Source organism: Archangium sp., from assembly GCF_057119385.1.
In genome coordinates this window covers 101,980-114,908 of sequence record NZ_DBNGVP010000023.1, presented here as the reverse complement: position 1 = coordinate 114,908, position 12,929 = coordinate 101,980, and the positions used below count along the sequence as shown (strand labels likewise).

Genomic DNA, 12,929 nt, shown 5'->3' with positions numbered 1-12,929 from the left:
AACGCACGTGGCGACGGACACGGAGAATCTGCTGGCTGAACGCTTCAGGGAGATCCGCCAGGAGTGGGACCTGAGAACGGGAGAAGCCGACACCACGGCTCAGAATCAGGCGCTCGCCCCACTACATGCCTGGCTCCGTACAGGTGTCGACGCGCCCGAGGTGGTCATCCGGGCGGTGCAGGTGCTGATGGCCGATCCCGAGCGGCCTGGCATCCACAGGCGCAAAGCCATCAACTTCGTCTTCAGGCAGATCTCCAGGTTCTGGCAGAGCGCGGGCCTCGGTGCGCAGGACGTCCTCATCTTGAAGGGGATGCTCCTGGCCTGTTGGACGGACAATCTGGTTGGTGGGCATTTCGCATTGACGCCACTGCTCGAATCGGCTTGGTCCGCGATTGAAGGCAGGCTCAGCAGAGAGAAGTACCTTGAGCAATGGCGCCACCAACAGGCTTCGCCTCCAACAGCCACTTCCTTGAACGGTCCCGAGGATACGGCCTCCGCAACGCAGCAACAGGAATGGGCCCTACTGCCCATTGCCGTACCCGACAGCGCTCAGACAATCACCCGCATACAAGAATCCGACGAGGACCGCACAGACACACTCGCCAAGCACTCTGCGTCACTTTTCAATGTGCACCAAGAGACCCTTACCAGGATCGCCAATCACCTGAATGAAGTCAGCCATATCCTCGGCGGGCTTGATGTTCGCGTATCAGCTATCTCCGACTTCACTGGTGAGACGTTAAACAAAATCATTTCATCTCGAACTGCTCAAGCCGACTTGCTGTGGTGGGGGCAAGCCCGATACTCCAGCACCAGGCGCCAACCCTACCGGCGCATCTCCGACGCATCCGAGCGGCTATGGTGGATGGCCTGGGAGAGTTCGAAACTCGCCATGGGCCTGGAGGTGGAGCCAGCGGCCAGCTTCCTCATCGAGAACCTGTACCAACTCGGCAACCAGACCGTTGACCAGAAGCGGCCCCTGAAGGAGTGGCTGTCCGATCTCATCGGTACACTCCGGCGGGTTCGCGAGAACGAGCAACACGCCGCGGCCACCTCCATGAGCGTGCCCCTGGAGAAGCTCGCGACAGAAGACCCGCTGGGCCTCCCCGTGACCTGGGCGCGCATCCAGGCCGCCCAACCCAGGCACGACCCGAGCGCCATCGAGGAGCGTCTCCGCGACAAGGTCGCCGTCGATCCGGATACCCTCATCGACCTCGGGGACTGGGCCGCCTGGATCTTCCGCGAATCCCTGCTGGACCGTCACCTCGGAGCGCGGTGATGGCGCTGCCCCCTGCCCTTCAGCCCCCGCGTTGCAACAACCCGGACTGCACCCTGCCCGAAGGCGGCCGGTGCGCCCGGCTCGCCGAGTTCCCCAATCCGCTCGCCGACTGCCCCGACCTCGCCCGGACCACCACGGCCCCCGAGCCCCCTCGCGAGACGGCCTCGCTCAGCGCCCCCTGGTCCGGGCGTCACCTCGATTCCGTCGAGGTCGAGCGCCTGTTGTCGCGCACTCCGGCCCGGCTCATCGCGGTGCTCGGACCCTACAATGCGGGCAAGACGTGCCTGCTCACCTCTTTCTTCCTCCAGCTCGCCAATGGCCAGCGGGCTTCCTTCCCCTACCGCTTCGCCTCCAGCCTCACCCTGCACAGCTTCCGCGAGCTGATGGAACGGGCCAGCCAATGGACCGGAGAGTCCGCGGAGGACATCGTCCAGCACACCACCGTCGGCGCGGACGTCCTGCGCCCCAGCAGCTTCCTGCACGTCGGGCTGCGCCCCCAGGACTTCCGGGACGAACGCCACATCGACCTGCTGCTCACCGATATTCCAGGCGAGTGGGTCAAGGACTGGACCGGGCGGGTGGATGACGTCTCCGGCAGGCGCATGGCCTTCATCCAGCGCTGTGATGCCTTCGTCGTCCTCGCGGATGCCAGCGCGCTGATGGGAGCGGCTGGAGGCCGCACGGACAACGAGACCTCCCTGCTAGTGCGCCGCATCCAGGAGATGACCCGGGACATGCGGCCGCGTCCGCCGCTGGCGCTCGTGCTCAGCAAGTTCGATCGGGTCATCCACTCCGTCCTGCCGCCCGCTCCGGAGAAGCGGACCGAACGGACCGGGTGGGGTGAGCTTTCCAACCGCCTGCGCCGCACCTGGCTCGCCCTGGAGGACGCGCGGCGCGAGCAGATGCCCTTCTCCATCTTCCCCGTCAGCGCCTTCCCCCACCGCATGGCCCAGGGCCAGCCCGTGGGCGTCATGGACCCCTTCACCTACGCCATGGAGCACGCCGACCGCCGCGCCCACAGGAAGCCCCTGCACACGCTCCCGCCCGAGGAGGCCCGGGGCTTCGCCACCCTGCGGCGCTGGAGGGACGAGCCATGAGCGACCAACACCGCATCGCCCTGCTCGGCGGTCCATCCACGGGCAAGTCCACCTACCTGGGCGCGCTCGTCGATGCGCTCCAGATGGAGAAGCTCCAGCACCTGCGGCTGGCCGGTCTGGGAGATGACGCCGTCGGCCTTCAACGGCTCGCAGATCCACTCCTCGGCGGCCACTACCCGCAGCGCACCAAGGTCACCGAGCGGCTCTCTCTAGACGCCCCGCTGCACACGGCGGGCACCTACTTCGACCCCCTCTCCTTCACCCTGCGCGCCGGGGACTACGCGGGCGAGGAGGTGGAGCGTCTCTTCCGGGATCGCATCCACGGCTGGTCCGAGGAGTGGAAGGCGCGCGCCTTCTCCAGTGGCTTCCTGCTGCTGGTACGCCCGGATACGCTCACGCGCCTGCCGCGTCCCCAGCCCACGTCCGAGCAGGATGAACGGGAGCGCTGGCGGCTGCTGCGCCATGAACCCGTGGCCGAGCCCTCCTCAGTCCGCTCCGGCCCCGCGCCGGTGGCCCCCACCAACGCCGCCGCCTACTTCGGTCCGCTCCCCGTCGAGGAAGTGCCCCCCACGCCGCGCGCCGCCCCATCGGACCCCGTCAGCGTGCCCACCGCCCTGTCCCTCATCGAGCTGCTCCAGTTCATCCGGCACGTGCGCGGACTCGCCCCCGGCGAGCGGCCCAGGGCGGCCCAGGAGCGCTTCCGCATCGCCCTGGTGCTCACCGCCTGGGACACCGTCGATTCCTCCTGGCGGCAGGCCGGTCCCGCCGCGTACCTGGCCCATCACCTCCCGCTGCTCGAGGACTACCTCTGGAGCAACTTCCTCCAGGAGGATGTCTTCCGCTTCGGCCTGTCGGCCACGGGCGGAGACCTGAATGATGCCTCCTACAGCCAGCGTTACCTGGAGGACCCCTCCGGCTTCGTGGAATGGTGGGAGGCAGCGCACGGCCCGCACCGGAGCGCGGATATCGGCATGCCCCTCTATTGGCTCCTCTTCGGCGACCGGGCGCTCGGCGCCCCCTGACGTCCCATGCCGCTGCTCGCCCAGACGCTCCATGGCTATGCGCAAGGCCACCGCCTGCTTGCCTCCGGCGGAGACCTGAACGAGCGCGAGCTCGCACTGCTCGAGCGCCTGAGTGACCTGTCCGGCTACCTGCCCACGGGCGCACGCTTCGAGAGCTATCTCACCGGCTTTCCCTGTGGCGAGCGGTACTACGCTCTCGCCTGCACCTGGCCCGACGTCGCGGCCACCCGCTCGGGCACGGTGCTCACGCATACCGTGCTGCTTTCCAACAACGAGGCCCGCGGACTCGAGGACCTCGGAGGACTCGCGGCGTTGCACCGACGGCCCCGAAGCGCCGAGGATCGGGAGCCGTACCGCGAGCCCCTACCCATGCCCGCGTTTGCGCCCGGCGCGGCGCAGCCGCCGACGCCGGGCGAGGCCCTCGCGGCGGTGGTGCTGCTCTTCGGCACCGAGGAGCGCCCCATCCTCTGGGTGGACGAGCGCCAGCCCGACGCCGTCGTCCGCTTCCTCTGGAGCGTGCTGCGCGCGGAACAGCGGGAGCGCTTCTCCTTCTGCACCTTCGCCCTGCAGCCGCGAACCCTGGAGGGCCAACCCTTCACCTTCCTCGGCATTCCACCGGCGGCACGCGGCTCCTTCCTGGAGAAGGCCAACAGTGAAGCGTGGTGGGACTCGGGGCGGCTACTCCATCCCAGGCTGGCCGGCCTGACGCAGAAGGAATGGGCGGCGCAATTCGCCCGAGAGGGCGCCACGCTCGCTCGGCGGCTGGAGACCTTCTGCCATGAGCAAGGCCTGCGCCCTCCCGCGCTCAAGGACATGCCCACGCTCCTGCGCTTCATGGAGTTGGAGCCCGCCGCCCACGAGCGGCTCGCGGCGGCCCGGTCCCGGGCAGATCTCTTCGAGCGCCTGTGGCCCGGGCTCGAGCCCACCCATCCCGCCGCCGCCCCCATCCTCCGGGGATTGCTGGAGCGGCAGGCGGACGCCACCACCGAGCCCCGCCCTCTCTGGGAGCTGACCGATTTCATCTCCAGACCCCTCGTCCGCGGACGGCTGGAGACCGATACGGGCTTCGCTGCCCAGGTGGAGCGAGTGCTCGTCCGCGAGCTGGCACGACGCTTCGAACTGACTCCCGAGCGGACGGCCGAGGAATTGCCGCAACTGCTCGCGGCCTCTGGAGCACGATGGAGTGACTCGCTGCTCGCCATCGTCCAACGCGTGCTGACCCGCGTGACCGATGCGGCCTCTCGTCTGGCCCCTCCGCTCCTGCTCAAGGCCGCGGATACGCCCTGGCCGGAGCTGATGGAAACAGCCCTGGTCTGCCTCTCTCCCCTCCAGCGCCAGCAGGCACTCGCCGAGGCCGTAAAGCGCACGGGCGTCCCTGCTCGTGAGGCACTTCTGGGGCTCGCGCAGGAGGTGGCGGGCCGCATCGACGACCCCGGTCTGCTCCTGGCCGTTGGCGGGCATCGCGGGCGTGTGCTGGACGCCCTGCACGCCATCACCCGGAGGATGTTGTCGAAGGGGGACGTCCAATCCCTCCATACACGGTTGGAGCCCGTGCTCTCACAGGTGGATGACGCCACGCGCCTGGAATGGGCCCTCGCGAGCGGGGAGCCCTCTCATCTCGCCTGGTTCGCGGCGGAGATTGGCGCACAAGCGGTACGCGCGCTGGAAACCGGCCTGGACGCGCTGGTGCGCAAGTGCAGCGGCCCCCCCAATGGAGCGCGCCTGTTGCTCCTCTATGCAGAAAAGCTGCAACGCGTGGAGCCACTCACCCAGGAGCTTCGCCAAAGGCCCGTCCTGGCACGAGCGCTCGTCGTTCTCGCACTCCAGGAGGAAGGACCTCGAATCGAGCACCTCACGCGTGTGGCCTCTGAGTCCATTCCCCCGGAGCAACTGCTCGCACCGGAGCTTCGTCAGGCCCTGCTCGACACACGCGACCAGTGGCGTGTCCGGAACCTGATGGGACGACTGGGCCCGCAGTGGCTCCGCGCCCTCTGCGAAGGCTCCCACCCTCCCGCCGAGCTGGCCTCCTGGCTCGACATCCCCATGTTGCGCCAATGGTTGCGCCAGAGCATGCGCAGCCAGCTCCTCTCCTCCACGAGCACCTCTGAGGAACATCACCTCATCCCGAGACTGGCGGCCACCCTGCGCGCCTGGCTGGACTCACCCGAGGCGTACGACCGGGACTGGATTCCCGGACTGCTGGAGTACCTGGTGTGGAACGCCTCGGCCCGGGAGTTGGACCCGGCCTGTGAGAATCTGGCACACGTCCTGCGCCAGCTCCCCCCACGGTGCCTGGACGACCACCTGGCCAGCAAACTCCTGGCCCTCGTGGAGCGCACCCGCCCCTCCTCGGGCTGGCACATCGTCGAGCTCGTCTTCTCCCGCATTCACGCCCGGCTGCTCGAAGACGAGAAGTCCCTGCTTGGCGCATTGGCCTCCCTCCTCACCGGCAAGGACTGGGACAGGGCCAAGCAGTTGCGGCAATGGCTCGTCGATACCTACGTCTCCCTCCACTGGCCTCCCGAGAGCTTCCTGCGCAGCCTGAGGGGCGACCCCCCCCTCTTCTTCAGACTGGCGCATCGGGCCGCACGCACGCCCGCGGGCATGGACTTCCTGCGCCGCCTCCCCTCCGCGCTCGACGCCGCGCCCGAGCTGGCCTCGCGCTGGCGCCGCCCCATCGAGGAAGTACTCGCCAACCCGCACCGCCCGATCGACTTCGAGTGAGCCGTCCTACTCCCGGGGCAGCTCCACGGTGAACGTGGACCCCTCCCCGGGAGCGCTGCGCACCAGGATGTGACCCCCGTGGGATTCAACAATCTCCCGTGAAATCCACAACCCGAGCCCCAGCCCGTTGAACTGCTGGCCATTCACGGCGCGCTCGAAGCGCTCGAAGATGCGGGCCTGGTCCTCGGGAGCGATGCCAATCCCGTTGTCCTTCACCACCAGCCGGGCCCGTCCATCCATCCCCGGCTCCACGCGCACCTCCACGGGCTGGCCGCGCCCGTACTTGGCCGCGTTGGACAGCAGGTTGCCCACCACCTGCTCCAGGCGCACCCGGTCCCAGCGGCCGGGCACGGCGGCATCGGCCTGCAGCTTCACCTCGCTGCCGGTGCGGGCGAGCGCCTCGGACATACGCCCCACCGTGTCGCGCGTGAGCGCCGCCAGGTCCACCTCCTCGCGCTCCAGCTTCAGCCGGCCCGCGGTGATGCGGCCCGCGTCCAGCAGCTCGTCGATGAGGGCGCCCAGCCGCTCGCTGGTGCGCTCGGCCTTCTCCACGCGCTGGGCGAGTCCCGGCGTGGTGGCCACCTCGCGCGCGGTGCGCGCCAGCATTTGAATCTGCAGCCGCAGCGCGCTCAGGGGCGTCTTCAGCTCGTGCCCCGCCACCGAGAGGAAGTCATCGCGCAGGCGCACCGCCTCGGTGGCCGCGCCGTAGAGCCGGGCGTCCTCGATGGCCAGGGCCGCGCGCTCGCCGAGGCTCTGCAGCAGCATCTGGTCCTCCTCGCCATACGGACGGCCGCCGGCCACGTCCCGCACCACGCCGAGGCTGCCGAACACGCGCCCCTTCACCGTGAGCGGCACCACCAGCAGGCTCTGCGGGCCGTAGCGGTCCAGGTAGGGCAGGTACTCGGGCAGTCCACCCGAGGCGCGCGCCTCCTCCACGTCGATGTCCGGCAGCAGCACCGCGCGCCCGTTGGACACGGCGCCACCGTGAAGGCCCTCGCCCAGCTTCTGCCGCCGCGCGTGCACGGTGCCCGCCAGCAGCCAGCGCGCCTCCGGGTCCGGGTGGTGGATGGTGACGGGCTCCAGGAAGGCCCCGTCCTCGGCCATGAGCTGCAGCACGCAGCCATCCCCCAGCACCTCGGACACCTTGCGGGCAATCACATCCAACACCGCGGGCAGGTCCAGGCCGGCTTCCGCCAACAACTTGTCCACCTCCACGAGGCTGCGCAGGCGCGCGGCGTTGCGGCGGGACTCGGCCTCGGCGGAGCGGGCCTTGCGCAACAGCCGTGCGTTGTCGATGGCCATGCCCGTGCGCGCCGCGAGGTCCTCGGCCAGCGAGCGGTCCGCGTCGGTGAAGGGCGAGTGCTCGGGCCCGCGCACGAAGGACATGGCGCCCAGGGTGCGCTGGCGCGCCACCAGCGGAACGATGAGGCACGAGCCGCCCCCGGCGGGCCCCTCTCCGGGACGCGCCTCCGCCCTGCGCGTGAAGGGAGGCACCAGCCCGGTGAAGAGCTGCGAGCGCCCGGTGCGCACCACCTCGGTGATGGCCGAGGGCCGGGACCGCTCCGGAGAGTAGCTCTCAATCTTGTCATGCATCAACGAGCGCTCCGGGCGCACGTGCTGCACGGTGAGCCGCCGCAGGGCGCCGTGGTCGTCGAGGAAGTCCACCGCGCACCAGTCGGAGAAGCCGCCCACGGCGAGCCGTGCCACGCTGGCCACCGTCGACTCCCACTCCAGGGAGCCGGACAGCAGCACGCCCGCGTCGGCGAGCAACTGCAGCCGTTGCCCGGCGGCCTCGGCCTGGAGACGGGCCGCGCGCTCGTTCTCGTAGAGGCGGGCGCGCTCCATGGCCTGGGCGCACTGGCGGGCCAGTCCCAGCATGAGGGTGCGCTGCAGCTCGGTGAAGCGGCGCGCCTGGGCGAAGCCGAAGGCCAGCAGCCCCAGGTTGCGCTGCTCCACGAGCAGCGGCAGGAAGGCGAAGGCCTGGCAGGGCTGGTGCGCCATGTACACCGAGAAGACGGGGTAGCGGGCCCGCGCCTCCTCCGGGGACTCCAGCCACACCGGCACGCCCCGCGCCGCCGCGTCGTAGCCGGGCATCCCGGACATCTCCCGGGGCAGCGTGCGCACCAGGGCGAGCTCCTTCTCCGCCGTGCCCACCGCGGCCACCAGCTCCACCGAGCACCCATCCGCCGAGGCCTGGTGCACCGTGCCGCCCAGCGCGCCCACGGCGGGCACGCCCAGCTCCAGCACGGCCCGGCCCACGTCCTCGCGGGTGAGGGCGCGGCCGAAGGCCTCCGTCACCGCCTGGAAGCTGGTGAGGCGCAGCAGCTCGGCCTGCTCGGCCTCGGCGCGGGCCTGCAGCGCGGAGGTGCGCGCGGACTCCACCCACCGCCCGCGCTCGATGGCCAGCCCCGCCAGCTGCGCGTAGAGGGTGAAGCGCCGCATCTCCTCCGGGGAGAAGCCCCGCGGCTCCGGCGAGGGCCCCAGCAGCACGCCCACGCCGCCGCCGCCCGCGGCCCGCACCGGCAGGGCCAGCAGCGACGCCGCGCCCAGCCCGTCCATCACCCCGGCGAGCCCCGGCGCCAGTCCCCGCTCCGTCTGGTGGAACAACCAGGGCACGGGCTCCGGAGGCGGCGTGTCCAGCAGGCGGCGTCCGCACGCGGCCAGCGCCTCGGGGCACACGCCGGGGGTGGCCTGCGTCAGCAGCCGTCCGTCCACGTCCTGCCAGACGATGGCGGCCCGCTCCAGCCCCACTGAGGACGCGGCGCAGCGCACCACCTCCTGCAGCACGGCCAGGGCCGACGGCGCCGAGGCGAGCTGCTCCAGCGCGCGTGACATGCGCTCCACCGCCGCGACGAAATTGCTTCCGGGCACCTGCATGCCCCACCCCCCACAGGCCCGGGCGACCCCCGCACCGGGCGTGAGGTAGGAGTTTTCCACGGGTACCAGACCGCTGCCCACCACCCCCCCGCCCCGAGCGTCCGATTCAGGATAGTCAGAACTTCCAGTTTTACCCGGATGTCCGACGGCTCACGGGGCGCGCCGTCACTCGAAGACGCGGAGGACGGCGAAGAGGATCTCCAGGACGATGAGCAGGACGATGGTGAGCTCCAGGGTGAGGGAGCGGTCCGTGTCCACCTCGCCCTTGAGCAGGCTGTACGTCTGGGCCAGCAGTTGCTGCTTGCGCGTCACCGAGGCCTGCCACGCCGGAATACGCATGCGCTTGACGGAGGCCTCGTACACCTTGGCCAGGTAGAAATCGCCGATGATTTTCAGGCTGTTCTCCACGCGCTCGATGAACTCGTTGAGGTCCACCAGGGTGGCGAGCGTCTCGCGGGCCAGGGCGCGGTAGGGGCTGCGCAACAGGCCGAGGAAGCCATGGCGCCTGGCCTGCACCTCGTCGTGGATGCGGCCGATGTGCGCGTCCAGCAGGTAGTCGTAGTAGCGGAACTCGAGCAGCTGGGCGTTGGCCACTTCCAGCAGGTCCGGGATGTCGCTGGAGCCGGAGGGCTCGTAGACGAAGGCGCTGTTCCAGTCGATGACGGCCAGGTCCTCCACGGTGTAGCTGAAGCGCGACTGGGTGACGGCCTCGCGCTCGCGCGAGGACAGGGGCTTGTCGTTCACCTCGCCGAGCAGCACCCGGGCCAGGTCCGCGCGCGCCATCAGCTCCTCGGCGGAGGGGTTGCCCTGAATCCGCTCGACGAAGAGGACGGTGTAGCTCTCGTTCTGGTCCCACAGGTGCGGCCCCTGCACGGCGGGGGAGATCATCCTGCGCACGGACTCGATGAGCTCCACGGCGAGCTCCTCGAGGGCCACGCTGTCATAGAGCTCGTCGGCGAGCGAGATGAGGGGCTCGAGCGTGGTGTCCGGGGCGACGGGGACGCGCAGGATGATGGAGGCGGCGCCATGGTCGAAGAGGCGCGCCGTGACGTCCACGGTGACGGGCCCCTGGCGCAGGGCGAGCGCGCGCCGGCCCAGCTCGAAGGCCAGGGGCGGGTTGGGCAGCTGGAGGTACTGGCTGTTCTCCCGGCCGAGCTTCAGGCGGCGGGCATCCGAGGAGATGACCCGGCGGGCCTGCTCGAGGTTGATCTCCTCGGCGATATCAAAGGTGCGGTAGCAGAGGACGTGGGCCTTCTCGAAGACGAGGGGAGCGGAGGCGGCCATGGGGGGCCGTACCTTAGCCGCTCATTCGGCCCAGAGGAGGCGCAACGGAAGCTCCAGGGCGTTGAAAGGTTCGGCACGGACGGTGCTGAGGCCCGAGTGCAGGGCGGTGAGCGCGTAGCGGCGGCCGTCGAGTTGGAGCACCTCCAGGGTGCGCACCTCGGGATCCACCAGCCACACGTGGCGGATGCCCTCGCGGGCGTAGAGGGGCAGCAGGTGGGCGCGCTCCTCGGGGTGGGAGAGCACCTCGCAGACCCAGTCCGGGGCGAGCGCGATGCCGGAGGTGCCGCGGGCCATGCGCGGCAGGCGCTCGCGCCGCCAGCCGATGAGGTCCGGCGAGAGGACGCTCTGGCCGAGGTGGATTTCGAGCCCGGAGAGCAGCAGCCAGCCGCCGGAGGTGCCGCGGCCGGCGCCGTAGGTGGCGATGAGCTCGGCGCCGAGCTGCGAGGCGGCATACGCATGCAGCGCGGCCGAGCGGGAGCTGACGGGGCGCGTGGCCAGCGACAGCCCCTTGCGGCGCAGGGGAAGGGGCTCGGCCTGGGACAGGAAGGCGGTGCTCAACATGGCGGTCATGAGGAATGTCATGTTGCAGAGAGGTCTGACATCCGCCGGGCGTCGTACCGCTCTTTCCGATTTTTCCCTAATCCCCAGTTTCTTGGTTATTGAGAGCGTCGGAGAAGTCGAGCTGGGAGAGGAGGCTGTCGGTGAGGCGCTGGGCGCAGTCGGGGGCGGGGCTGGGGTGGAGGGCGCACTGGCGGCGGGCGAGGGCCTCGGGGGCGGAGGCGGCGCGCTCGAGGCGCTCGAGGTAGGGCTTCCAGTCGTCGCGGGCGAGCTGGCGCACGGGGAGGTCGGACTCCTCGACGTGGGCGGGGGCGCGGGCGGCGGCGGCCTGGGCCTTGGAGCGGTAGGACTGGAGCGTCTCGCGGGCCTTGCGAGCGGACTCGGAGAAGCCCTGGAGGGCCTGTTGAATGGCAGTCCAGTCCTTGCGCGCCCACGCATCGGCGTAGAAGCCACGCCAGGCGAACTGCCGCTGCTGACACTGGCTCTCGGTGAAGCCGTAGCCGGTGCCCATGGAGCGCTCACCGGAGGCGAGGTCCACCCAGTTGGCCTCCTCGACGGCGGCACAGGCATCGGCCATCCAGCGGTTGTAGTCGGCCTGCAAGGACATCCATTCCTTGAAGGCGGGAGGCTTGGACTTCTTGAGGGGGACGATGACCTTGTCGAGTGCCTTGTTCATGGCCTTCTTGAGGCACTCGGCGCGCTGCTGCTCCATGAACTTCATCTCGACGTTGGAGTCAGGCGTCTGCTTTGGAGGAGGACAGGCCTTGCGGGCCCAGGCGTCGACGGGACTGGGATTGGCCGCGAGAACGAGAGCGAGGGTCGGTGCGAGGAGCATGGGGCTGCTCTACCACGGCCAGGAGGGGGCCCGATGCACCCGCCTCCCGCGGTGGACACTCAGTCCTCTGGTGTATGCGGCGGGAAGACGACCGGCTTGCCCGGGCCGGGCGCATCATCGGGAAGATTGCCGATATGCCCCGGGGTGGGAATGGGCCGGTCTCCGGCCTGCCGCGTGGAATGGCCCTCGTCGTCCTCTGGAAGCGCGGGCTCGTGCTTCGGCCTGTCGTGCTCGCCCATGGTGTCTCCTCCTTTTCCTGCTCAAGCTAGGAATGGGAGCCGCCCGGGGCAGCCACGCGAGACGCCCTACCTGGGCGCCGGGGGAGCGAGCACGGTGCGCACGTCCCAGAGCTCCGGGAAGAAGCGCAGATCCAACGCCTTGCGCAGGAATCCCACGCCCGAGGAGCCGCCGGTGCCCTGCTTGAAACCGATGACTCGCATCACCGTCATCATGTGCCGGTAACGCCAGAGCTGGAAACGCTCCTCCACGTCCACCAGCTTCTCGCACATCTCGTACGCATCCCAGTGCTTCTCGGGGCTCTCGTAGATGTGGCGGAACACCTCCATCACCGCCGCGCTCTTCTCATACGGCTCGCGCCAGTCGCGCTCCACCCGGTCCGCCGGCACCGCGTGGCCCTGGCGCGACAGGTGACGCAGGAACTCGTCATACACGCTGGGCGAGTGCAGGATGCGCTCGAGCTGCGCGTGCACCCCCGGCATGTGCTTGAAGGGCCCCAGCGAGTGCTCGTCCTTGTGGCCGAGCAGGAACTCCAGCGCCCGGTACTGGTGGCTCTGGAAGCCCGAGGCCTGTCCCAGCGCGCCGCGGAACTCGAGGTACTCATTGGGCGTGAGCGTCTCCAGCACGCTCCACTGCTCGAAGAGCATCCGCTGGATGTGGCCCACCCGGGAGAAGATCTTGAACGAGGGCTCCAGGTTGTCGGCCTGGATGTAATGGATGACGGCCGTCAGCTCATGGACGAGCAGCTTCATCCACAGCTCGCTCGTCTGATGCTGGATGATGAAGAGCAGCTCATCATGGTGCGGCGGCTGCGAGCGGGGCACCTGCGCGGACAACAGACGGTCCAGCTGCAGGTAATCGCCGTACGTGGTCCGTCCGGCCAGGTCGGTGAAGATTCCGGGTTCCAGCTCGCGCTTGTTCATGATGCCCAACAATGGCGGGCCCGCCACGGGCCCGCAAGAACCGGACCCTCTCCAAGGAGCAGGGAGAGGGTCCGATTCGACTCCGGCTCGGCC

Annotated in this window: 10 protein-coding genes; 4 read left to right on the top strand and 6 right to left on the bottom strand. The window is 69.6% G+C overall.

Annotated features, from left to right (window positions below; genetic code table 11):
• Nucleotides 1–7 precede the first annotated feature (7 nt).
• The 4 genes from AC16DP_RS06340 to AC16DP_RS06325 are packed head-to-tail and all read left to right on the top strand — an operon-like array spanning nt 8 to nt 6,122.
• Nucleotides 8–1,279, top strand: coding sequence for a GTPase-associated system all-helical protein GASH (locus tag AC16DP_RS06340; RefSeq protein WP_329731892.1), 1,272 nt, complete (start codon nt 8–10; stop codon nt 1,277–1,279).
• On the top strand, nt 1,279–2,376 hold the full coding sequence (locus tag AC16DP_RS06335) for a TRAFAC clade GTPase domain-containing protein (RefSeq protein ID WP_329731891.1): 1,098 nt from the start codon (nt 1,279–1,281) through the stop codon (nt 2,374–2,376). The genes AC16DP_RS06340 and AC16DP_RS06335 overlap by 1 nt, the downstream gene beginning before the upstream one ends.
• The gene (locus AC16DP_RS06330; RefSeq protein ID WP_329731890.1) at nt 2,373–3,398 is read left to right on the top strand and encodes a TRAFAC clade GTPase domain-containing protein; all 1,026 of its coding nucleotides are present in this window, start codon (nt 2,373–2,375) and stop codon (nt 3,396–3,398) included. Before AC16DP_RS06335 ends, AC16DP_RS06330 begins: the two co-directional genes overlap by 4 nt.
• Nucleotides 3,399–3,404: 6 nt before the next feature.
• Entirely contained in the window at nt 3,405–6,122 is a 2,718-nt protein-coding gene (locus AC16DP_RS06325; RefSeq protein ID WP_329731889.1) for a GAP1-N1 domain-containing protein, read from the top strand.
• A gap of 6 nt (nt 6,123–6,128) precedes the next feature.
• Here AC16DP_RS06325 and AC16DP_RS06320 read toward each other — a convergent pair whose 3' ends face one another.
• The 6 genes from AC16DP_RS06320 to AC16DP_RS06295 form a co-directional block, all read right to left on the bottom strand.
• Nucleotides 6,129–8,999 carry a GAF domain-containing sensor histidine kinase gene (locus AC16DP_RS06320; protein ID WP_329731888.1) on the bottom strand — a complete coding sequence of 957 codons (2,871 nt, stop codon included), beginning with the start codon at nt 8,997–8,999 and terminating at the stop codon, nt 6,129–6,131.
• A 165-nt stretch (nt 9,000–9,164) separates the two neighbouring features.
• On the bottom strand, nt 9,165–10,283 hold the full coding sequence (locus AC16DP_RS06315) for a hypothetical protein (RefSeq protein WP_329731887.1): 1,119 nt from the start codon (nt 10,281–10,283) through the stop codon (nt 9,165–9,167).
• Between the two features lie 21 nt (nt 10,284–10,304).
• The gene (locus AC16DP_RS06310) at nt 10,305–10,853 is read right to left on the bottom strand and encodes a Uma2 family endonuclease (RefSeq protein WP_329731886.1); all 549 of its coding nucleotides are present in this window, start codon (nt 10,851–10,853) and stop codon (nt 10,305–10,307) included.
• 67 nt (nt 10,854–10,920) lie between these two features.
• Nucleotides 10,921–11,676 carry a hypothetical protein gene (locus AC16DP_RS06305; protein ID WP_329731885.1) on the bottom strand — a complete coding sequence of 252 codons (756 nt, stop codon included), beginning with the start codon at nt 11,674–11,676 and terminating at the stop codon, nt 10,921–10,923.
• Between the two features lie 59 nt (nt 11,677–11,735).
• Nucleotides 11,736–11,915, bottom strand: coding sequence for a hypothetical protein (locus AC16DP_RS06300; RefSeq protein WP_329731884.1), 180 nt, complete (start codon nt 11,913–11,915; stop codon nt 11,736–11,738).
• A 66-nt stretch (nt 11,916–11,981) separates the two neighbouring features.
• Nucleotides 11,982–12,848 carry a tryptophan 2,3-dioxygenase gene (locus AC16DP_RS06295; RefSeq protein ID WP_329731921.1) on the bottom strand — a complete coding sequence of 289 codons (867 nt, stop codon included), beginning with the start codon at nt 12,846–12,848 and terminating at the stop codon, nt 11,982–11,984.
• Nucleotides 12,849–12,929 lie beyond the last annotated feature (81 nt).